This window comes from Streptomyces sp. SudanB52_2052 (assembly GCF_964272415.1).
GTDB lineage: Bacteria > Actinomycetota > Actinomycetes > Streptomycetales > Streptomycetaceae > Streptomyces > Streptomyces olindensis.
Genome location: NZ_OZ186796.1, coordinates 66,919 through 87,728, shown reverse-complemented (window position 1 = coordinate 87,728; position 20,810 = coordinate 66,919). Strand labels below are relative to the sequence as shown.

Annotated in this window: 22 protein-coding genes and 2 pseudogenes; 14 read left to right on the top strand and 10 right to left on the bottom strand. The window is 69.4% G+C overall.

The features are described 5' to 3' along the window. Positions 1–185: 185 nt before the first annotated feature. Positions 186–764, bottom strand: coding sequence for a hypothetical protein (locus ACSUPV_RS00400; RefSeq protein ID WP_359791079.1), 579 nt, complete (start codon positions 762–764; stop codon positions 186–188). Then, a complete protein-coding gene (locus ACSUPV_RS00395; protein ID WP_037769776.1) occupies positions 757–999 on the bottom strand; it encodes a hypothetical protein in 243 nt (80 codons plus the stop codon). The genes ACSUPV_RS00400 and ACSUPV_RS00395 overlap by 8 nt, the downstream gene beginning before the upstream one ends. A gap of 45 nt (positions 1,000–1,044) precedes the next feature. Between ACSUPV_RS00395 and ACSUPV_RS00390 the strand changes: the two genes are divergently transcribed. Together ACSUPV_RS00390 and ACSUPV_RS00385 are read left to right on the top strand one after the other, a co-directional pair. Next, positions 1,045–1,928, top strand: a protein-coding gene (locus ACSUPV_RS00390) for an IS5 family transposase (protein ID WP_436949851.1) whose coding sequence is annotated in 2 segments (ribosomal slippage) — positions 1,045–1,447 and positions 1,447–1,928 — 885 coding nt in all. Because the reading frame shifts where the segments join, the coding sequence is not laid out codon by codon here. A gap of 743 nt (positions 1,929–2,671) precedes the next feature. Further along, a pseudogene (locus tag ACSUPV_RS00385) lies at positions 2,672–3,413 on the top strand (IS5 family transposase). A gap of 155 nt (positions 3,414–3,568) precedes the next feature. Here the strand turns inward: ACSUPV_RS00385 and ACSUPV_RS00380 are convergent. From ACSUPV_RS00380 to ACSUPV_RS00370, 3 genes are read right to left on the bottom strand one after another with little or no spacing between them, the layout of a single operon-like run. Beyond that, entirely contained in the window at positions 3,569–4,378 is an 810-nt protein-coding gene (locus tag ACSUPV_RS00380; protein WP_359791083.1) for a hypothetical protein, read from the bottom strand. Positions 4,379–4,409: 31 nt separating this feature from the next. After that, on the bottom strand, positions 4,410–5,612 hold the full coding sequence (locus tag ACSUPV_RS00375) for a tryptophan 7-halogenase (protein WP_436946657.1): 1,203 nt from the start codon (positions 5,610–5,612) through the stop codon (positions 4,410–4,412). Then, positions 5,609–7,594: a LodA/GoxA family CTQ-dependent oxidase gene (locus ACSUPV_RS00370; RefSeq protein ID WP_031121359.1), complete on the bottom strand. Its 1,986-nt coding sequence runs from the start codon at positions 7,592–7,594 to the stop codon at positions 5,609–5,611. Before ACSUPV_RS00370 ends, ACSUPV_RS00375 begins: the two co-directional genes overlap by 4 nt. A 407-nt stretch (positions 7,595–8,001) precedes the next feature. On the opposite strand from ACSUPV_RS00370, the gene ACSUPV_RS00365 reads away from it, so the two are divergent. Continuing rightward, a complete protein-coding gene (locus tag ACSUPV_RS00365; RefSeq protein WP_037769782.1) occupies positions 8,002–8,550 on the top strand; it encodes an RICIN domain-containing protein in 549 nt (182 codons plus the stop codon). 51 nt (positions 8,551–8,601) lie between these two features. Here ACSUPV_RS00365 and ACSUPV_RS00360 read toward each other — a convergent pair whose 3' ends face one another. After that, positions 8,602–8,880, bottom strand: a complete 279-nt coding sequence (locus ACSUPV_RS00360; protein ID WP_051649419.1) for a DDE transposase family protein — start codon at positions 8,878–8,880, stop codon at positions 8,602–8,604. Between the two features lie 97 nt (positions 8,881–8,977). Between ACSUPV_RS00360 and ACSUPV_RS00355 the strand changes: the two genes are divergently transcribed. The 5 genes from ACSUPV_RS00355 (at position 8,978) to ACSUPV_RS00335 (ending at position 13,437) form a co-directional block, all read left to right on the top strand. Beyond that, entirely contained in the window at positions 8,978–9,964 is a 987-nt protein-coding gene (locus ACSUPV_RS00355) for a site-specific integrase (protein ID WP_436946656.1), read from the top strand. Then, on the top strand, positions 9,865–10,803 hold the full coding sequence (locus tag ACSUPV_RS00350) for a hypothetical protein (protein ID WP_382618080.1): 939 nt from the start codon (positions 9,865–9,867) through the stop codon (positions 10,801–10,803). Before ACSUPV_RS00355 ends, ACSUPV_RS00350 begins: the two co-directional genes overlap by 100 nt. An 81-nt stretch (positions 10,804–10,884) precedes the next feature. Continuing rightward, positions 10,885–11,595, top strand: coding sequence for a hypothetical protein (locus tag ACSUPV_RS00345; protein ID WP_436946655.1), 711 nt, complete (start codon positions 10,885–10,887; stop codon positions 11,593–11,595). Further along, positions 11,541–12,542: a hypothetical protein gene (locus ACSUPV_RS00340; protein ID WP_436946654.1), complete on the top strand. Its 1,002-nt coding sequence runs from the start codon at positions 11,541–11,543 to the stop codon at positions 12,540–12,542. The genes ACSUPV_RS00345 and ACSUPV_RS00340 overlap by 55 nt, the downstream gene beginning before the upstream one ends. A gap of 280 nt (positions 12,543–12,822) precedes the next feature. Beyond that, a complete protein-coding gene (locus ACSUPV_RS00335; protein WP_436946653.1) occupies positions 12,823–13,437 on the top strand; it encodes a hypothetical protein in 615 nt (204 codons plus the stop codon). Between the two features lie 162 nt (positions 13,438–13,599). Here ACSUPV_RS00335 and ACSUPV_RS00330 read toward each other — a convergent pair whose 3' ends face one another. Further along, entirely contained in the window at positions 13,600–14,448 is an 849-nt protein-coding gene (locus tag ACSUPV_RS00330) for a hypothetical protein (RefSeq protein WP_436946652.1), read from the bottom strand. Positions 14,449–14,493: 45 nt separating this feature from the next. Here ACSUPV_RS00330 and ACSUPV_RS00325 point away from each other — a divergent pair, with 45 nt between their 5' ends. Beyond that, positions 14,494–14,670 (top strand): hypothetical protein, encoded by a 177-nt coding sequence (locus tag ACSUPV_RS00325; RefSeq protein ID WP_436946651.1) that lies wholly within the window; start codon positions 14,494–14,496, stop codon positions 14,668–14,670. Continuing rightward, positions 14,667–15,080 (top strand): hypothetical protein, encoded by a 414-nt coding sequence (locus ACSUPV_RS00320; RefSeq protein ID WP_037769791.1) that lies wholly within the window; start codon positions 14,667–14,669, stop codon positions 15,078–15,080. The genes ACSUPV_RS00325 and ACSUPV_RS00320 overlap by 4 nt, the downstream gene beginning before the upstream one ends. 374 nt (positions 15,081–15,454) lie before the next feature. On the opposite strand, the gene ACSUPV_RS00315 is transcribed toward ACSUPV_RS00320, so the two are convergent. Continuing rightward, positions 15,455–15,991: a peptidoglycan-binding domain-containing protein gene (locus ACSUPV_RS00315; RefSeq protein WP_436946650.1), complete on the bottom strand. Its 537-nt coding sequence runs from the start codon at positions 15,989–15,991 to the stop codon at positions 15,455–15,457. Positions 15,992–16,605: 614 nt separating this feature from the next. Between ACSUPV_RS00315 and ACSUPV_RS00310 the strand changes: the two genes are divergently transcribed. After that, positions 16,606–17,628 carry a transposase gene (locus ACSUPV_RS00310; protein WP_436946649.1) on the top strand — a complete coding sequence of 341 codons (1,023 nt, stop codon included), beginning with the start codon at positions 16,606–16,608 and terminating at the stop codon, positions 17,626–17,628. Here ACSUPV_RS00310 and ACSUPV_RS00305 read toward each other — a convergent pair. After that, entirely contained in the window at positions 17,592–17,873 is a 282-nt protein-coding gene (locus ACSUPV_RS00305; RefSeq protein WP_436946648.1) for a hypothetical protein, read from the bottom strand. The two genes, ACSUPV_RS00310 and ACSUPV_RS00305, sit on opposite strands and share 37 nt — an antisense overlap. Before the next feature lie 209 nt (positions 17,874–18,082). After that, a pseudogene (locus ACSUPV_RS00300) lies at positions 18,083–18,464 on the bottom strand (ATP-grasp peptide maturase system methyltransferase); the annotation flags it as partial. 206 nt (positions 18,465–18,670) lie between these two features. On the opposite strand from ACSUPV_RS00300, the gene ACSUPV_RS00295 reads away from it, so the two are divergent. The 3 genes from ACSUPV_RS00295 (at position 18,671) to ACSUPV_RS00285 (ending at position 20,486) form a co-directional block, all read left to right on the top strand. Then, the gene (locus ACSUPV_RS00295; RefSeq protein WP_436946647.1) at positions 18,671–19,120 is read left to right on the top strand and encodes a hypothetical protein; all 450 of its coding nucleotides are present in this window, start codon (positions 18,671–18,673) and stop codon (positions 19,118–19,120) included. 370 nt (positions 19,121–19,490) lie between these two features. Then, complete coding sequence (locus ACSUPV_RS00290; protein ID WP_436946646.1) at positions 19,491–19,925, top strand: hypothetical protein; 435 nt, start codon at positions 19,491–19,493, stop codon at positions 19,923–19,925. A 141-nt stretch (positions 19,926–20,066) separates the two neighbouring features. Beyond that, the gene (locus ACSUPV_RS00285) at positions 20,067–20,486 is read left to right on the top strand and encodes a hypothetical protein (protein WP_436946645.1); all 420 of its coding nucleotides are present in this window, start codon (positions 20,067–20,069) and stop codon (positions 20,484–20,486) included. The last annotated feature ends 324 nt before the right edge of the window (positions 20,487–20,810 follow it).

Sequence of the window (20,810 nt, the reverse complement as noted above, 5' to 3'; positions counted from 1 at the left end):
CCAGCAGTTCCACATTGAGTGCCCGCACGAGCCAGGGCAAACGGGACAGGGCTACTTGTGACAGCCCCGACACACAGGACCGGGGTCAGAAACAGCCCCTGACCCGAGCACCACATGCTGATGCCCCGGCCCGCGACAGCGGGACCGGGGCATCAGCATCAGCAGTCCGAGGCGCCCTGCGGCTCTCAGCGAGTGCGCGTGTCCGTGCAGGACTTGATCCGTCGCCGTCGTGGCCCATCAGCACCGCCAAGTTGCTGGCCCGCCCACAGGGCGAGGGGCAGGGCTACTTCCCGCGCGTCCTCCACCTCCTGGCCCTCGCGCAGGTACAGCAGATAGGGCGCCGCGATCCGGAGAAGGCGCGTCTGTGAGCCAGGCCCGGCCGGGCGGGCGGCGAAGTCCTCGGCAACGACCGACATGATCTCCACCGTGGTGGGGCCGGCCGGGTGCGCGTGCTGCTGTGCCTGGCTCACCTGGTCACCGTGGTCACGCAGCCAGGCCTCGAGCCGGTCCCGGTCCTGGCCTAATTGCTGGTACAGGTAGGCGATCAGTTCGCATGCCAGCCACTCGGTCAGCAGCAGTGAGTCCTCCCGCAGACAGTCGGCAGCGTGCCAGCACTTCAGCGCGGCGGTCAGGGAGTCGTACATCTCCCAGTTGGCGGGCGGCTGGCCTTCCCCGTCACGGTGAGCGGCCAGATCGAGTGCGGTCGCCCGGATCAGCGAGAAGGCAGTGCCGCGCGGCTCGGGTCGGATGGCGGTCTCAGGCATCGCTGCCCTCCTGTACGGCAGTGGTGGGGGTGAAGACGTCCGGGCGGCCCGCCATGTAAGTCACGACCGCGTCCGGTACCTCGCGGCTGGGGACCGGGCCGGCGACGGAGGCGGGCTCCAGGGCCTCCTGATCTGCCAGAAGCTGAGCCAGAGCCTCGCCTGCCCCGGCCGGGCCCGTCACGGCCACTCGCACCTCGTACGCGCCACTGAGACCCTGCGAGGGCGTCTGGCGCACGCCGCGGCTAGGGTGCGTTTCAGAAGTGGATCTTGATGTGTCAAGATCCACTTCGCGGGGCGGCATGATCTGACGAATGCACAGTGGGCGAAGCTGGAGCCCTTGCTCCCGGTCGGCAAGAAGCCTGGGCGGCCACCGGTGCACACCAAGCGGCAGTTGATAGACGGCATCCGCTGGCGCACCCGCGCCGGTGCTCCGTGGCGGGACGTGCCCGAGCGGTACGGCCCGTGGGAGACGGTCTACGGTCTGTTCCGGCGCTGGCAGCGAGACGGCACCTGGCACCGCATCTTCGAGCAGCTGCAGTCCCGGGCCGACGCCGAGGGACTGATCACCTGGGAGGTCTCGGTGGACTCGACCATCGCCCGCGCCCACCAGCATGCGGCTGGTGCCCGCAAAAAGGGGATCGGCAGATCGAGCCGCCAGGTGGTGTGCTCATCGAGCCCGACGACCACGGGCTCGGACGTTCCCGGGGTGGGCTGCCCACCAAGCTGCACCTGGCAGTCGAGCAGGCCCAGAAGCCGATGGCGCTGGTCATCACGGCTGGACAGCGCGGTGACTCGCCGCAGTTCCAGGTGGTCCTGGGCCGTATCCGGGTGCCCCGGCTCGGGCAGGGCCGCCCGCGCACCCGGCTGGACAAGGTGCGTGCCGACAAGGCGTACGGCTCCCGCGCGAGCCGCGACTACCTGCCCCAACGTGGTATCCGCTGCACGATCCCGGAGAAGCACGACCAGGTCGCCAATCGCAAGAAGCGCGGTTCCCACGGCGGTCGCCCGCCGAAGTTCGACAAGGACGAGTACAAGCAGCGCCATGCAGTGGAGTGCGGAATCAATCGCCTGAAACGGCACCGTGCGGTCGCCACGAGATACGACAAGCTCGCCGTCCGCTACGAAGCGACGGTGCTGGTCGCAGCCATCAACGAGTGGCTGTGACCAGCACTCTCAAAACGCACCCTAGCTCGCCTCATGAAAGCGCGATGCTAGGGCGCATAGGATCCAACGGATTATCCCCACTCCAGAGACACAGTAGCGGGTTGACTGCCGGACCACTCCTGTGCTGGGAGCGCGCCACCCCCGATTCCCGCAGGCCCCAGTGTGAGGCTGAATTTGTCCTGGGAAAAATACATTCCCAGCTGGTCACCCTTCTTCAAGGGAGTTCCATAGTTGTATGTTCTGTCACCGAAATCGATGACGAGACTCACGGACCCTGCACCGTCAGGGACCGGAACGTAGACGGTGGCTGGTTTGTCAGCGGGGGGAATGGCCATTGCCTCACCCTATCTCTGCGGGATCCTGGAGCGGGCACAGCGGCATCCGCTAGTACTGGATGCGCTTCTACTGATCAAGCAAAGCAGGAAATCCAGCGCGTCACACCTGGGACTCCGCCAATCGGGCGATCAAGCCACTTCGTCTCTACGCGACCAGGGGATTGACAGGGCGGCACGTGGGCAAGAAGCGAAAGGGCCGCAAGCATCGGACGGTGAACCGGACTCCCCGTCCCGGACCGGTCGTGGCGCCCCCGCCTCGATGGCAGTTCCCGTACCGAGCGGTGCCCTCCAAGAACTCGTAACACGATCTTGTTGCGGTGCGCCAGTCGGGCGTGACCTGTACGACGATTCCGCCGTTCGTGAGTTGTGGGGAACCGGCCGTGGATCGTGGACGAGGACTTGTGAGCGCTGATCGAGCCGTTCCTGCCGCCGTGGCCGCATCAGGCGCCCGGCCCGAAGCCGGTGGACGACCGGCTATGCCTGCAGGGCATCTTGTACGTGCTCTACAACGACGTCAGCTGGCAACAGCTGCCGCTGGAGCTGGGCTTCGGCTCCGGACAGACCTGCTGGCGCCGCCTGGGCCGGTGGCATGAAGCTGGTGTCTTCGACCGGTTACACCGCCTCCTGCCCGCCGAGCTGCACGCGGCCGATGCTCTGGACTGGTCGCGGGCCTGCGTGGATGCCCCCCACATCCGCGCGAAAGGGGGCGAAGGCGCCGGCCCGTCACCGGTCGACCGCGCGAAGACGGGCAGTAAGCACCATCTGATCTGCGACGGGAAGGGTACCCCGTCCAAGGTCATCACCACGGGGGCCAACGTCAACTACGTCACCCAGACTCTGGCCCTGGTCGACGGCATCCCGCCCGTGGCCGGCAAGCCCGGCCGCCCGCGCCACCGGCCCGACGCCGTGCTCGGCGACAAGGGGTACGACAGCAACCCCAACCGCCGCGAGCTGCGCAAGCGCCGCATCCTGCCGGTGATCTCCCGCAAGGGCGCCCCGAACATCAAAGACCTGGGCAAGCTCCGCTACGTCGTCGAGCAGACCTTCTCGCTCCTGCACCACTTCAACGCCTGGCCGACCTGCACGTCGCCTCGTCTCCCTCGCCTGCGGCCTCATCTGCTGGGGACGCCTCAAGAGGGCCCGGTCATGATCATGTTACGAGCTCCAAGGGCGAGCACGTCCGGAGCGACCGGGCCACCACACGGCACGCAGATACGTAAACCTCAGTGACCGCAGGTCGGGCGCCGAGGTCTACTGACCGAAGCGCCGGATAAACCGTTCCCGAAACAGGTCCGGGTCCGGTGATTAATTTTTATCGTTGAGAGTGGTGCTGTTCCACCATTGTTGCTCGCATGCGCTGAAGCTCAATTGGAATTTATGTCCGTCGCGCCGACGTGTGACTGTGGAATCGTAGGGGTGATCTTCAATGAATGGGCTTTGTTCCTCATAGCGGGAGGTGGGGGGATAGGCATCCTGCATATAGTCGCGGACGCCGTGAACGGTGATCTGGGGGAAGTCGTCGAGGGTGCCTTGCAGAAGTTGGTTCGGGGTGTGGGTGATGGCGCGTACTTCGTCCCAGTCCGGGGCCTCTGGGAGTCGGTGTGCGAGGAAGGTTTCCTCATCGGAGCCGAAGAGTAGGCCGCTGAATTCACTCGAGTAGCGATCTGTGCCTATTGGGTGCGGGTAGCTCGCGCTCAGGATGTTGACTTGGACCGGTAGGGGCCTGCCCTCGTCGTACATTTTTTGGAAGTCACGGTTTCCGTTGGTCGTATCGTAGAAGACGCGCTCGATATAGGCCACAAAGGAGGTGCGGTATCCGTTGAAGAGGTCGGAGAGGGGGAATTCCGCGGTGGGTTCGGTGTTCAGTGAGTGGTAGAGCCTGAATCCCCAGGGAATGCACGGGGGGTTGTTGAGCTCGTTCAGGTAGATGTTCTGCACGTAGTCGCTGAGCTGGATCCGGAGCACCATTTGGTACGCGTGCGGCGGCGCGTTGAACAGTGACACGTGATAGGCGAAGAATGTCCTGCTGCCGGACCGGCCGTGACCATGCAGGGTGAAGCGGTGCGTGCCGGTGGGTGTCGGGGGCATCGTCTGTCGGGATTCGGGTGTGTTCATCGCATTGTCCTTTCCCGTTGGGGTTGGCCTCTCATGGCGCGTGAGGGATGTCTGCGGCTTGTGCGGCTTTTGAGTGTGGGGCTGAGGTGACCGGGCGGGGCGTGGTGTGGCGGCGTTGCCAGAAGGCGTGGTCCGGCCAGCGGGATTCGCAGCGGTGGATGTCACGGTGGGCGTGGGCGTAGGCATGGAAGGTGTCGCGCAGGCGGGTGGTGTACGTGGTGAGCGCGTCGGGTTCGCCGTGCAGGTGAGCGTCGACGGCCTGCCCGGCGCTCAGGCCGGAGTACAGGGCGGTGAGCAGGCCCTGGGAGGAGAGGGGATCGAAGGTGATCGCGGCGTCGCCGGCGGCGATCCAGTGGTCGCCGACCACGGGTTGCAGCCGTGTGGTGGAGGCGGCGCACCGGCGCGGGGCGGCGCCGGGCAGGGGTGGGCGGCCCTGTGCGCGCCTGGCCGTGTGGCGGGTGGTGGCGAGGAGGTTCAGCAAAGGCTGCGGTGTGACAAGGGCAGCGGGGGCGAGGTCACTGTCGGTGAAGTAGGTGATGAGGCGGTGGGCCGGGTTGTGTGGCGCGGTGTGCCACCAACCGTCGGGGACGGCTTCGACGACCGAGGCCTCCTCCAGGTCGGCCTCGGCGGGGGCCAGCCTCAGATGGATGGCGATCAGCCGGTCGTAGGGGATGCGGCGGGCGCCGCGGCGGGCGGCGAGCGCGGCGCGCCGGCCGGTGGCGTCGATCAGCCATCGGCTCCACGCGGTCCTGGAGGTGGCGCCGGTGATTGTGGCCACCTCCCAGCCGCCGGCCGGGCGGGCGGTCGGGTGGGTGATGGCGACGTTTTCGGCGACGTGGGCGCCTTGGTCCCGGGCGCGCCGGCGCAGCATGCTGTCGAAGGCGGGCCGGTGCAGGTGCCAGCCGTGGCCGTGGGGGTCGTCGAGGAAGCTCAGCTGGTGGAGGCGTGCGGAGCCCCAGGCGGAGAGGTTGGCGTGGCAGGGCCGGTGGTCGGCGTCGAGCGCCCGGACGTCGACGCCCAGGTCGTACAGAAGGAGCCGGGCGGCGGGCACGAGGGACTCGCCGGTCTTGGGCGGTCCGGTGCCGGCGTCGGCGAGCAGCACGCTGTGGCCCGCGCGGGCCAGGGTGATGGCGGCGGCGGCCCCGGCCGGGCCGCCACCCGCCACAATGACGTCGTAGCCACCCTGGGCCGCTTCAATGGGGGCGCGGCGGCGGGACGCCGGGGCCGGGGTCATCGGCGGTTTCCGAACGGGTCGGCCTTGGCGACGTAGCCCGCAGAGATCTGCTTCTCGTCGAACTCGGTGTTCTCGGCGACCCTGCGCGCGGTGGTCCGGCTGACCTGCGCGTTCTGCGCGTCCTCGGCCCCGGGGACGCCGGCCTCGGGCACATGGACGTTGACGAGGTTCTGATCGTCGGGGACCGGCGGCAGGGAGGGGTCCGGGGTCGACTCCACCAGGATCTCCTGCGGGAACATTCCGTCGCCCACGGTGTAGGGGTGGGTCTCGACGATGCCGAGTTTCGGCCACATGCTGATCATGTCCTGCATCCCCTTCCTCTTGTCGGGATCCAGGAAGCGGTACCAGACGGCGCGGTTCTCGAAGGCCTGCTGCCGTTCGTCGTCGTCGGCGCTGGCGTAGGTGACGGTGTCGAAGTCGTCCTGCGTGAGTACGTGGTTGGGCACGCGCGCCGGCCAGAACGTCGGCAGGTAGGGGCTGTAGCGGGGGCCGATGTGCTCGCGCAGCTCATAGCCCGCGCGGCAGCTGGCGGTGTCGGTCTGCCAGGGCAGCCCCATCCACCGGGTCAGATCGCCCGGGCCCTGCTCGTGCAGAGGGCCGGTCGCCGACAGGGCCCGCCCCGGTGGGAGGTAGTCGCCGTAGTCCGGCCCGGGTTGCCCGTCGGCGCGGTGGCGGATGCGGAACGGCTCGCTGTAGAGGGTGTCGTGCCGGATCGGCCAGGTGACCTCGCAACCAGGGTGGAAAGCGTCGGCCAGACAGTATTCCAGGGCCGCCCGGTCCAGCAGGCCCGGCTGCTGGCCGACCGGCGCTTCCTGCAACGACGAGTAGGTCGGGTACGGCGTCGTGTCGTCGAACGTGCCTGCCACCCACAGCTCCAGGATCTGCTCCAGGGTCGCTGTCAGCCTGCTGTACTGGCGGGGTGACTGCGCAGGCGTGGACATCGCGTCCCCGTACAGCCAGGGCCAGGGCAGCGGCGACAGGCCGTCGCGGTCGTAGTTGCGCATCTGGTAGTACACGCGGCGCCGCAGCTCCCGGTACTGCGATTTGTTGCTGCCCAACCCCGCGGGCAGGTCGGCGGAACTGAAGTCGTTGGGGCCCCTCCAGCCGAACTCGGCGGCGAAGCCCTGGTTGACCCACTGGTGCCGGCTGAAGCGCAGCAGCAGCGGCTCGACATGTTCGGCGAAGCTGATCTGGTTGGGGAACGGCAGTGCGCCGCCCTGCACGAACACGTCGTACAGCAGGTCATGGAGCGTCACGATGCCCTTGACGTCCGGGGCGTAGTTGGGCGGAGCCACCACCACCCACGACGGCCTCACCTCGACCTGCTTGCGCCCCACCGTGACTGTGGCGGTCACCGGGCCGTCCGAGATGTCGTCGTGCCAGCCGTCGTTGTTCCCGAACGTGGTGAGCTCGGACGGCCGTGTGGTGAACGACGCGGAGGTGCCCCTGCCGCCCAGCACGACCAGCCGCCCCTCTTCGTCGGTCCGCAACTCGCCCAGATACACCGGGGTGTTCTGGCCGTTGGCCGAGATCGTCCCGTTGAACTGATGCTGGGCGTCGCCTTGGCTCCGCCCCTGGATCGTCCGTGGGCCTGGATCGATCCGCAGTGCGTCCCGTGAAATCTTCGCGTTGCGACGGCCGTAACTCTCCTTGCCCAGGCGTTGGGCCTCGGGAACATCCAGCGCGATCGTGAACTGGTACCACGCAGCTTTGGTATTGGCCAGATGGGCCGTCCACTCGACGCTGGCGCCGTCCAGCCCGTCCAGGACCTCGCCGGTGACCTGGTCGTGCTCGTCGTATCCGTAGACGCGGAAACGCGCCGCCTGCCGCTTGATTTTCGCCGTGCTGTTCGCGTCCTTATAAAAGCCTGGATCCTTGGGCTTCTCATCCGGCGTCTCAGGAGCGTAGAAGCACTCGTCGCCGTTGCCAACCCGCGCTATCCCGATCGCTGGATGAATCTTACAATAGGCGATCTCAGACATACTGCCATCTCCTCGGAACTCTCAGTCTGTTCGTCCGAGCGTTATGAGGGCCAGAGGTCACACCGACGAACTACCGAGCGGCGCCGTGCCTACTACGGGATGGGCTCGGGATCGTGGGCCGTCACGGTGGCTGCTTGCGTCGCCACGCCGCAAGCAGGTGTGCAAGAAGGCATCGCGTAAACCACTGTAAGCCAACACTCACGCACCTGCACGACGAGCACAGAAAGTGCTCACGGGCTTGCCGACTTGCCCTTGGAGCTGAGACTTGAGACTTTGGATCCAGGTGAGTTGGACGCGGAATTCTGCGTCTATCTCCTGACCAGAACGCTCAGCGAGGCACGCGTTTCTGATCCTGATTCCGCACGTCACGTCAATGCGGCGGGGTATCACCACCGGGAGGAGACGACATGTCCATCGCCTCTCGGGCAGCTGTCAGCAGCACGGCGCTGCTGGCCCTGCTGCCCAGTCCCCTGGCGGCGAATCCGGCGACTGCGGCTGCATCCCACGTCTCAGTCGACCAGCGCGCCGGGAAGGCGTGGGTTCTCCGCACGGCCCAGGATCGGAACCAGGTCGTCGACGTGTGGAACGGCTCTACAGCAGACGGCGCGGATGTGGTCCTGTTCCCGTTTGTCGGTGGAAACAACCAGAAGTGGGAAATGATTCCTGACAAGGGTGGCTGGTTCCAGCTCAAAGACCTAAATGCGGGAAAGTGTCTGACCAGCGATGATGTCAAGGATAATGCGCTGGTGACCAACGACACGTGCCAGGACCTTGCAGGCCAGCTCTGGGCGCAAGTCGGCATCGAGAACACCGGCAAGTCCACACTGGTCAACAAGGGCAGCGGTAAGTGCATGGAACAGGGGCCGAAAGCTGGCCCCCAACAACTCGCCCTGCTCGAGCAGTTTGCGTGCACCGGGAAGCAAACGGAGCTCTGGGAGATCACGGCGGCCCCCTGAGCGCCACCGCCAGACCAGGGCCGCGTCGTTCAGGTGACGTGTCCTGGTTGATCACATGATGCCGAGGGTGGTCAGTGGACGGTTGGCGTCGCGGGTGTTGTGACGGAGTCCAGCGGCGATGTGCGTCTGGTCGGCGAGTCGGAGAGCGCCGATGGCCAGGTTGCGCAGGGATGCCATGGCACGTGGAGCGGTGCCGGTACGTACGCGGGAGATGTCCTCTGCGTACGTGGTGTCCCTGACGTGGTGGATCTTGTTCTCGATGCCCCAGTGGTCGCGGACACGGCGGGCGATCTCGGTTGCGTCGGCCTGCTCCGCGGTCAGGTCGGTCATCGCGTAGACGCGTTCCAGGGTGACCTGCCGGTGGTGACGATCCGTCCGCGGCGCACGATCTCGGTGCGGTCGATGATCCGCCCCAGGGGGGGGCGGCATGTCGGTGCGGTTCCACTCCGGGATGTCGATGAAGCAATGTGCCGGGTTCGAGGACGAGCTGGGTGACGGGGGCGGTGCGCGCGTAGTCGCGGGCGCGGGTGAGCTGAGTGGCTCCGGTCTGCCCGCGGGGTGTGAGTGCACTCAGCCAGGCGCGGCCGGCGGGGCGTTCGGCCACGTCGTCGCCCGGCGGGGGCGCTGCGGGGGAGAACCGCATCAGGTAGGGGCCTTTGTCGGGCAGGGGCATCACAGGCTCCGCAAGGCGACGAGTTCCCTATTCAATGAGCGTGTTGATCGCGCTTTGAAGGGGTACATCCGTACGTCATGGCGAGTCCTCTGGGTCCAGGACGACTGGTCACCCGACAGGATGAGCAGGGGCCTTCGGCCGTGGGCCGAGCGCCTGGCGGAGCAGGAACTCGCTTCCGGCACGGTGGTCGGTGATGCCGTTTTTCTGTCGCCAGAATATCGAGTCGATCCGGGCCTGAGCCGCTACACCAGATCATTCGCGTTCCGCGCCCATCCGTTCGAAACCCGCCGCAACTATGCGACGGATCTGACGTTGTGGCTGGAGTTCCTGTGGCGGCGGAGCAAAGGGTGGCGGGAGGCAACCTCGCGGGACCTGGACGACTTCGAGTTCTGGCGCCGGCTGGCTCCGCAGAACCCTGTGCGGGTGGGCGGTTCGAAGTGGAACCGGGAGCGGGCGGCCATCACCGGTCTGTACCGGTGGGCCGTGCGGGAGGGCCTGGTGAGGGTGTCGCCGACGGCGGGGCGGCAGGCTGCTGGCCGGGCCCGGGATGCGCGGCCGAGCAACGTGCACTGGCTGACGCCGCGGACCTGGAAGCTGTGGGCGGACATCGGGCCCGCGGCCGCACTGCCGACGGCGGGCCGGTGCATGGCTGGGCGGGCCGGCTGGAGGACCGCAACACGGTGTTTGTCGAGCTGCTCACCACGTCGGGTCTGCGCCGGCAGGTGGCCGCGTCGCTGTTGACGTTCGAGGTTCCCGTGCAGCGGCTGGCCGGCGGGCGGTACTGCCACGGGACGGTCGCGTCGGAGTCGACGCGGGCGAAGCGCTCACGGACCTTCTACACGCCGGTGCGGGTGGCCGCCGGGATCGGTGACTACGTCGATTCCTCCCGGGCATGGGCGGTGCGCTCCGCGCAGCGGCGGGGGCTGTACGACCGGCTGCCGGTGCGGTTGGTGACCGCCGTGACGCGGGGCCGGTCGCCGAAGGTGCGGTGGAGCGGTCCGGACGGGTGCGGTGAACGGGCGCTGGAACTGTTGACCTGGCAGGAGCGGATGCTGCTGTTCACCGAGGGGCCGCAGGGGCCAGAGCCGCTGTGGCTGAACGAGCAGGGCCTGCCGCTGAAGCCGCACTCGCGGAACGGCGTGTTCGCCACCGCCAACCGGCGCTGCCGCGCCGAGCTGACCCCGTCGGAGTCGGTCGCGGACCCACACCGGGTGTACGCGCCGTACGCGACGCCGCACTCCGCCCGGCATTCCTTCGCGTTGTTCATGCTGGTCGTCCTCAACCACGTCATGGACCACCGCTACGGGCCGACTCCGGCCGAGCGGCAAGATTTCCGGCTGCTGTACGGCGATCCGTGGTTTCTGGTGCAGGGGCTGCTCGGGCACGCCACTCGGGAGGTGACTGTGGATCGCTATCTCGCGCCGGTACGGCATCTGCAGCTGGAGTCGCTGCTGTCGTCGGCGTCTGCCCCGTTGGAAGGGCCGATGGCGGACATGGACGTGGTGTTCGCCCGGCTCGCGCACGAGGCGAGCGGGATCCAGGACATCGACGTCGCGATGGCCCCGGCGGGGGCGGCGTGAGCGGGCGAGGCCGCAAGGCGGCGATGCCCGGCCCGGAGGTGCCCTTCCCCGCGGCTGGGGGAGGAGCCGGTCGGGCTGCTGGTGGAGCACCGCAACCACGACGGAGCCGTCACCGTCTACGACTTCTCCCGTCTGCCGGTGCCGGCCGCCCTTCAGCGCTCCCTGGCCGTGCTGTTCGCCGCACGGTGCCGGGCCGGTGTCTGGGGTTCGCACGCCACGTCCACGACGGCCTTCCGGGAGGTGGGCCGGTTCTGCGGCTTCTTGTCCGGACTGGACGACTGCCCGCCGGATGTGGACAGGCTGACGGCCGCGCAGCTGGAATGGTGGCATCTGGCGAAGGTGTCCACCCCCGGTGGCAGTTCGGATGTGCGCAGTATCAGCGCCCTGCTGCGCGAGGACGTCCGGCCTCAGGACGGGCCGGTCGCCGAGGCGCTGGCCCGCCGCGTCACACCGGTGCGCGGCGAGGTGGCCTCCTACGGCGATGACGAGTTCACGGCCATCAAGCGCGTGGCCCGCCATGAGTTCCGTGCCGCGGTGCTGAGCATCGAGGCGAACACCCGGGCCCTTGAGGCCTGGCGGGCCGGCGGGACGCAGCCCGGGAGCCCGGAGCACGCCCTGGGCGAGGTCCTGGAGGTGATCGCCCGCACCGGGGACGTGCCGCGGGAGATGCTGCCGTCCGGCAAGGAGTTCGTGCCGGCGAAGATCCGGTGGGCGCTCGGCGGGGCAGGGGGCAGGCCGTGGCGCGGCTGTTCCTGTCCCGCACGGAGGCGGTCTCCCTGGGGGTGCTGCTGATGGCCGAGTTCGGCTGGAACCTCGCCGTCATCGACCGCCTGCGCGTCCCGCGCACCGAGCCGGACCCCGGCCGCGACGGCGCGCCCGTCTACCGCATCCCCGTCGAGAAGCGCCGGCGCGGCCCGGAGCGCTGGCACGAGACGGAGAACGCCGCCGACCTCGGCCTGCGCACCCCGGGACGCCTGATCACCCAGGCCCTCGCCGCGACCGTCCACGCCCGGGCCGCCGTGGCCGCCCACGATCCGGCCGCCGACTATCTGCTCGTCTCCCGTACCGCCCTGCGAACCATCAGCAGTGCAGATCGCGAGCGCCTGCGGGTCGGCCCGTTCGTGATCGGGATCAGCTACGACGACGTCCGCTGGTGGCACCGGCGGCACGGCCTGTCCGGCTCGCCGTTCCAGCGGGGACGGCGCACGGTCGTCGTCCGCGGCGGCCGCGGGCCCGCCCAGCACTCCCAGCGCACCTACGACGTCACCTACGTCCTGGCCGATCAGCGCACCCGCACGGAGGCGCGGCCCGTCATCGCCGCCGGCGCCGAGGCCGCCCTCCAGCACGCCCGCGCGGCCTTGGCCGCCCGCCTCGCCGAGACGGCCGACCCCACCGACCAGACCACCGCCACCGCCGACTGCCACGATCCCGTGTCGAGCGCCTGGCCCGACGGGAACGGGGGCTGCGCGGCCTCCTTCCTGCTGTGCCTGGGGTGCGCGAACGCCCGCGTCCACCCCGGCCACCACCCCCGGCTCGCGCACCTCGACCGGGCCCTGGCCAACCTGCGCTCCACCACGGCGCCGACCACCTGGGACACCCGCTGGGCCGAGCACCACGAACGCCTCCAGGACCTGTGGCAGCGCCTGGGCCCGGCCGCCCGCGGCCACGCCCTGACCGCCGTCACCGACACCGACCGCGCCATCGTCGACCACCTCCTCGCCGGAGACCTCAACCCGTGAGCACCGCACCGGACACCACCCCACCACCGAGCACCGTGCACCCGGGCGCCCCGGTGGTGAGCGCCGAACGCATCCAAGCACCCCAGCACGCGACCTCAACAGCCGCTACCGCGACCCCGTCTGGTCGCTCGCCCCGCTGATCGCCCACCCCAGCCGGGGCCTGACGGCCATCCACTGGCACCCCTGCCCCGCCCCGCTGCTGCCCGAGCTCAAGGAGGCGGCCTGGCAGCTCATCAACAGCGACCTGCCCGCCACCTACCTGCGCTCTCGCGGAGCCGCCATGCGCTCGCGGCTGGCCGCCTCCACCATCGCCTCCACCGTCACACAGTGGATCGACCTCGCCCGCTTCCTCCACCGTCGCCGCATCTGCACCCTCGCCGACGCCGACACCGCGGCCCTGCGCGCCTACGGCCTGCATCTCAAGGCAGACGCCACCGACCGCCGCACCGCCCGCGGCAAACTGCGCGCCATCTCCCGCCTGTACGCCTACGACCAGCTCACCACACACCCGACGGGGATCGCGAGGCCTCCCTGGGACGTCGAGGAACTCGCCGACGACTACCTGCCCCAACAGCGCGGTGGCGGCGGCGAGAACACCACCGAGCCCCTGGCCACCGCCACGATCGCGTCGCTGCTGACCTGGTCACTGCGCCTGGTCGAGGACCTCGCCGACGACATCCTTGGCGCCGCCTCCGCCGCCAAGCGCCTCGCGGCCGACGCCCGCACCAACCCCACCACCGGCAGCGGAGCAGCTGCGCTGGAACAGCTCTTGCTCCCGCTGCTCACCAGCGGCGCCCCGCTGCCGGCGACCACCAGGCGCGGGCGGCCCGCCGTCGCCCGCACCTGGTGGTCGCCGGCATCACCGGCGCCTCGCTCCACCAGGTCGACCGGATGACCCGCGAGCACCGTCTCACCGCCGCCACCGCCGCGAACCCCGGACCGTGCCCCCTGCCCGTGGCGGTCACCGGACAGATCGGCGGGTGGCCCTGGCGCACCGGCCTCGACTACGCGGAAGCCCCCGCCCTCCTGCGCCACCTCGTCACCGCCGCGTTCGTCGTCATCTCCTACCTGACCGGCATGCGCCCCGAGGAATCTCTCGCCCTGAACTCCGGGTGCTGTCAGACCCCCAGCCCGGCACGGCCGACCATCCTCCCTCCTGGAACCTCATCAACGCCCGACACTTCAAGTCCGCCCGCGACCCGGACGGCAACCACCCCTCCGCGGGCATACCCCGGCCCGTCCCCTGGGTCGCCATCGCCCCGGCCGTCACCGCCATCCGTGTCCTGGAACGCCTCACCCCGCCCGGCCGGGCGCTCTTGCCACCGACCACCACGCCCACACCCGCCGCGACCGCGTCCTGGGCACCGTCGGCCTCAACCAGCGCATCACCGACCTCCTCACCTGGATCCACCACCAAGCCACCACCCGGGGCACACCCCACGAAACCGTCCCGCCCGACCCGCACGGCCCCGTCACCTGCTCCCGCCTGCGGCGTACCCTCGCCTGGCACATCGCCCGCCAGCCCGGAGGCCTGGTCGCCCTCGCCGTCCAGTACGGCCACCTGCGCACCCCACTCACCCTCGACACCACCACCGCCAGCGGCTACGCCACCCGCTCCCGCCGCGGCATCCACGACCTCATCGACATCGAGACCGCCCTCGCCACGGCCGAGACCGCCGCCGACCTCCACGAGCGCCACACCCACGGCGAAGGCGTCTCCGGACCGGCCGCCCGCCACGCCCTGCGCCAGGCCGCGACCACCCACCGCTTCGAAGGCACCACCATCACCCCCGCCTTCGCCCGCAAGTTCCTCGCCCGCGACGGAGCCGTCCTCTACGACAACCCCCACGCCCTCCTGCTGTGCCGCTACGACAGCGCCACCGCGCTGTGCGAACGCGGCACCCACACCCACACCCCGGCCCTCGACCGCTGCGTGGCCGGCTGCCCCAACATGCTGCGCACCGACCAGCACGCCGCCCAACTACGGCACCGGGCCGACCACCTCACCCACCAGGCAGAGCACCTGCCCGACTCGATCGCCGAACGCCTGCACACCGCCGCCGCCCGGCTGCGCCACCACGTGGACACCCACGACGCCACCCGCATCACCCCGGAGCCCACCTCGTGACCCCACCAGCCGACGAACGCCAGCGCATCCGCGACGCCATGGACTGCATCCTGGGCGGCACCCCCACCCACTCCAACGGCGCCCTCACCGTCGTCGCCCGGGCCGCCGAGGCACAGGTCCCGCGCAACGCCCTCACCCAGCGCCACCCCGACCTGCGCAACGAGTTCTACGCCCGCGTCCAGGACCGCGGCGCCACCCCCGACGTCGAGCTCCGGCTGCGCGCCGAGATCGCCCGGCTCAAGAAGACCATCGCCAACAAGAACCGCGAACTCGCCCAACTCCGCACCGACACCACCGGCCTGATCCGGTCCCTGAACCAACTCACTGACGAAAACGACCAGTTGCGGCAGGCACATCAGCTCCCCACGGCCGAGGTGATCCCCCTGCGCCCTCCCTCCCCCCGGTTCTGAGAGCGCTCCGGCACGCACTGAGGCCCTGCATCGTGAAACGTGCAGGTGAGGTGGGCTGGTGTGCGGGCGAGTTGCCGTGCTCGTACTGGTCGGCGGCGGGTGTCCATGGTGAAGATCGTCTGCCCTGTCGGCTGAGGCGGTTCTCGGGTTCCGCTGCGCTTGTCGCGCGCCGAGCTGCAGCGGGACGGGCGGATACCAACCCTCACCGGGCCATCCGCGGGGCCGCAGTCCCGGTCGCGTCAGATCACGACGGCTGCATCGCCGCCCCGAGCAGGACGACGTGCACCTCACCGACAGCAGCGAGGCCCTGCGCGTCCTGATCACGGAGATCAAGGCGGGCAGGGCCGATCATCTGCTGGAGCCCTGTCGGCGGACTACTGGCAGGTCCGGTAGCGGTATCCCGCCTGTACGTGATTCCCGTTCCGGTCGTCGAAGGTGTACTTGCCTTCCGAGTTCCGCTTGATCCTGAATGTGTAGGATTCGCCCCGGAACTCCAGGTACAGGTCCTTGCCACGAGCGGTCGAACCGCCGGTCTTCACGAGTCGATTTCCCATGTAGTAGAAGATTTCCTTGGTGGCGTCGGAGCTGCTCACCTTCCGAATCCGGTAGTTCAGATCCTTGGTCGCCTGCGCTGTCTTCGGGCCGAAGATGCCGTCGGCCATCCTGTACGTGAACTTGCTGCCGTCCCTGTCGTACTCAGCTCCCATGGCCCACAGGATCTTCTGCCAGAAGCAGGCGGCGTTGGAGTTCTCGAAGGTGTACGTGTTGAGCATCCCCTCGTCGTCCAGATCGTCGCCGTACCCGTCGTATCCGCGGATCCATCCGTCCGATGTCTTGGCCTCGGCAGGAACAGTGGATGCGGTCAGCGCAATACCCAGGACGGCAAGGCTGGCAAGGATCTTCTTCTTCACGTGCTCCCCCATGGATTGTGTGCGCGCCGCGGGTGCGGCAGGTGTGTCTGGACAGCCTGAAGGTCTTTCGGCGCACTGGGAACCTATAACCATTCAGGTTGAGCCCCGAGGGCTCTTTGACAGTCGGGCAGCCCGAGGGTGTCAAGCCCCGGGCTTTGTGGAGCGTGAGTTTTAGGTCGAGGGGCAGGTGGACTGGGTCTGGATCTTGATGCCGCTCATCCTGACGTCGTCGCTGAAGTGGAACGGTAGTGTTGGGGGGCAGGCACCAGTAGTAGGTCACGCTGTACTTGTCGTAGACGCGCAGGTAGACCCGGTCGTCGTTGCGGGTGTTCCGGACATAGGTGGCGGCGTAGCTCTTGGATCCGAGGTCCTGGTAGGAGCTGGTGACGTCCTGGTACGCGGCCGTGGGCCGACCGTTGTTCCAGTCACTGTTGGTCAGGTAGAAGCAGACGCGAGGCCAGCCGCGCCGTTGTAGTCCCCGGCCGAGGCGGTGGGGGCGGTGGCCAGCCCAGCAGTGAGCGACTCTGTCGGGAATCTTGAAGACGGGCAGTTAATGATCGTGACGTTGCGTCAGGCTCGTGGGATGTCCCGCCGATGTTCCCCAGGAGCCCGACATGTCCCTCCCGTCTCACTCCGGATCGGAGATCCCGCCGCTGACCGCGCGGGTCGCCCGGGCCAGTAACCTTCATGGCACCACCGCGATGTGGATCCGCGACCGCCTCGACGGCCTGTGGAACGATGAGGACTTCGCCGCCTGGTACCCGCGCGACGGTCGCCCCGGGCTCTCGCCCGCGCAGCTGGCCACCGTCTGCGGACTGCAGTATGTGATGAACCTGTCGGACCGCCAGGTCGCCGAGGCGGTGCGCTGCCGCATCGACTTCAAATACTCGCTGGGGCTGGAGCTGGACGACCCCGGCTTCCACCACAGCGTCCTGTCCGACTTCCGCGACCGGCTCACCGAGGGCGACCGCGCCGACCGCCTGCTGGGCCTTGCACTCACCCGGATCCGGCGGGCCGGCCTGCTCGAGGGCCGCGGCAAGCAGCGCACCGACTCCACACACATCCTGTCCGCCGCACGGGAATCAACCCGCCTGGAGCTGGTTACCGAGGCGGTCCGCGCCGCCTTGGAGGTCGTGGCCCGCCATGCGCCGGACGTACTGGATGAGCTGGTGAGCGCCGAGTGGGCCGAACGCCACGGGCGACCGGTGCGACTGTGCTCCCAGCCCAGCCACCCCGTTGCCCGGCTCGAGCAGGTGGGCGCCGACGCCCGCGAGCTGCTCGAGCGCCTCTACGCATGCTTCCCCGGCGGCGCCCTTCCGGCGCAGGCCGAGGTGCTCCGGCAGATCCTGGTGCAGCACTTCCTGGTGGACGGGCGCGGAAGGCTGCGGCCGCGCAACGAGCGCGACGGCCGACCGCCCGCGCGGGTGCGGATCGAGTCGCCGTACGACCTGCTTGTCGAATGGGGAGATCTCGAACAGATAGGCGGCGCACCCCAGGAGGCCCACAGCCACTACAGCGCCAACAGCGATGGGGATTTTCACCTGTGTGGTGTTCACGTCTCAGTCGTCCTTCTCGAGCTGCCTGGGGTACGCCCTCGTCCTCAAATGGGGCATGGACGTTCTCGCCAGCGTTGCTGAACCCTGCGCGCGGTCGCTGCGGAAGGGACCATCATGCGGGTCAGCTGGTAGCCGAAATCCTGCTCCTTGGGGTCGGCCGAGCCAGCCCCCTGCCCGCGGTAGCGGCGCAGGCCGGTCAGCACGTGGGTGTCGCCGGCCGCCGTCGCGACCGCGTGCTCGACAGTGAAACCCCAGCCCCCGGCTTCGGGCTCGAGACGATGGACGTCCAGCAGGGACGCGGGCGCGGTGATCGGCAACAGTGTCAAACCGGCATACTCTCTCTTACTGTCAGGCCATAGAGGGGTGGCCTTGTGACCTGTAGCTGGGGGAGCTTGAGGGTGTCGCGGCGGTAGAGGAAGAGATCCATGACGCGGCCACCGTCCCAGAAGACGCCGTCAAGGACGCTGTGGACGACCTGGACGTCGACCGCATCGACGGGTCGGCCCCCCAGCCCAACGCCGACCTTTCCCACCAACTCGAAAGTGCCGTCCTCCGCCACGGCGAGCAGGACTCGGGCGTACCCGCACAGCCAGCCCGACAGGGTGAGCAGGATCTTCCCGCCCGGCCGGGCCTGCGCCAGCAGGGCGGACGGCACCGCGGAAGGAGCAGGCCGCCACGATCCGGCGAACTTGGCCTCGGGCCAGTACCCGTACAGGTCGTCCGCCACCGCCAGCGTCGGCGTGTACCCGCAGCCGCAGAGGGCGCTCGCGGCCTGCTCCAGGCGGTGGGGGTCGACCTCGATGCTGGTCGTCGGCGGAGCCGAGACGCTCGCACGCGAGCGCGGTGGAGTAGCCGGTGCCGGTGCCGATCTCCAGCACCGCGTGCCCCTCGCACACGTCGGCGTCCGCCCACATCCGCGGTTCTGGTCGTACGGCTTCTACGCCGCCTCGAGGCCGGACAGGCAGACCGTGTGTGTGGTGGTGGGGGGAGAGAGCATCACCCGCATGTCCCACCAAATGATCTACCTCGGGCATCCCCAGGACGCCCTCGGTCTCCTCGGCGTCGCCGCGAAGAAGGCGAGCATCCCCGCGACCAGGGCGCTGGGCGCCTCCCAGACGGGCGGGTGCACGCCGCCCTCGGCGACGAGCAAGGTGCCGAGCGGCACCTTGGTGCCGCGGACGAACTGGTCACGGACGGCCTCGGCGACGTCCCTGCGTGGGTGGACTACTTCGACGCCGCCGAGCACGTCGGCACCCGCGCGGTCTCCGCCCGCGACCTCACCGGCATCAGCCGGAACCGCCGCGCCAGTGACCACTTCACCGACGCGCTCGCGTTGCGCAGGCCCGGCTTCGACCGGGTGAAGGTCATGGACCGCATCGGCCTGGCCGCCGCGCTGTTCGCCGAGGGCGAGCCGGAACACGGCGCCGCCGCAGCCCACCAGGCACTGGACGAGGCCTTCCGCCTCAACACGCTGCTGGACGCCGCCGGCCCGCGCCGGACCGGTGCGGTGGACGACGTCCGCACCCGCACGAAGGACCTCGCTGCGGCCCGGCCGACCACCGTGGCCGCCTGAGACCATCGACTCCACGGGCAAGCACTTCCTACCCGGACCGCCGAACCAGCCATCCCGCGCCGTCCCGCGCATGGACGGCGGCGACCCGCTGGCCGCGTACCACAAGGGGCGCCGCCCGCCCATGGACGTCTGGCGCCGGCAACGCCCCCCGGCGGCCGCACCATCGCCGTGCCCGTCGACTTCACCGGCGGCGTGCGCAGCCGCTCCAGCTCCGAGACCCGCCTGCCCTCCGGCACCACCAGCCAGCGGCTCCGCCAAGGCCGGCGCGAGCGCCGCGTCCGCCCGGACGGTCACCCGGGCCACCGCCTCGTACAGGCGCATGGAGCTGGTCTAGGTCCGCTGGGGCGGTTCGCAGAACCCGTTCTGGGCGATGGAAGAGGAACCGCAGAACCTCTACGAGATCGCCGAGACCGTCTTCAACGACGAACGCGACGGCTACACCGAGGAGTTCGAGGAGCTCACCGAGGTCTGGGGCGAGGACCTGCTCGTCCTCGACAAGGCCGAGCTGGTCGAAGGGTGGCGGGGCTTCGGCCTGGGACCGATGATCGCCCCGGACGCGTTGCGCCGCCTGGCGCCCGGCTGCCGCGCGGTGATGGTGCATCCCGCTCCGATCGACACAACGGGCATGAGCAAGGACGAGTGGGCCCGAGCCCGTGACCGTCTGCGCGAGCTCTGGTCGACGCTCGGGTTCGTCCCGTACGGCGACACCCCCTACGCTGGCGGCCTGGCCACGGGCCTCCCACCTGCGGCGTATTGGTCTCTCCGCTTACCGCTGACTGCGGTTTCGTTGTTCCAAGCGCCGTGAGGGGTGGGCCCCCGGGGCCGCCGACCTGATCACGGCGGGACGCCGCGTGCCTTCTGCTCTGCTGTTTGCTCGCTGCCCGCTGGGCAGCCTTTCCTCGGGCTATGCCGCATGCAGCGGGAGCCGTTGATACATTCACCCGTCGTGCGATCAAGTGAGTACGACCTCGACTTCCGTGACCAGGCCAGCCGGACCCGAGCCTGGGGCATCGGTCTGCTGGTCGTGGCCGGGCTGCTGTGGAGCTGGTGCACCCTGCTGCTCCTGACCCCGTACGAGGTGGACCGCAAGCCCGACGACCGGTACCCCGTGGAATGCGAGTCGCGGCTGATGACGGAGCGCGGCACGGCCAACGAGGGTCTGAGCCGCGGCGACTACTGCCAGAACGAGCGCGACTGGCCGGAGGCCGTGGCCGTGCTGGGACTGTCCGTGCCGGTGTCCGTGGCCGGAGCGGTCCTGTTCACCAGCGGCAGCGTCAGCCGGCGGACGAGCGCCCACGCCGAGGCGATGCGCGAACTGGACGGGATCGCCGACGAGCGCGAGGCACGATCCTCGCGGGCGCGGTGACGCCCGGGAGGATCGAGACACACCCTCGCACGAGGGCGCTCACCCGAGCGCGACCCCGCAGCCCGACGGAAGCGCTGACGGCCCGTCCGCAGCCGTACGGCCCGTCGGTCAAGCGGCCAGGCCCAGAAGGCGGTGGGATTCCCACGCTGTCCCGTGTCACGTCCTTCCCGGCGGCCTCCGGCCTGCTCGCCGATGACACCCGGCCGCCAGGTGGGAGCACGAACTGCTGCGGGCCCTGGAGCGCACCGCCTGCCCGGCCCCGCTGGGAGCCGCTGGGTCTCACAGGTCCACCAGCCTTCCGCCGCGTATGAGGCCGGAATGTGC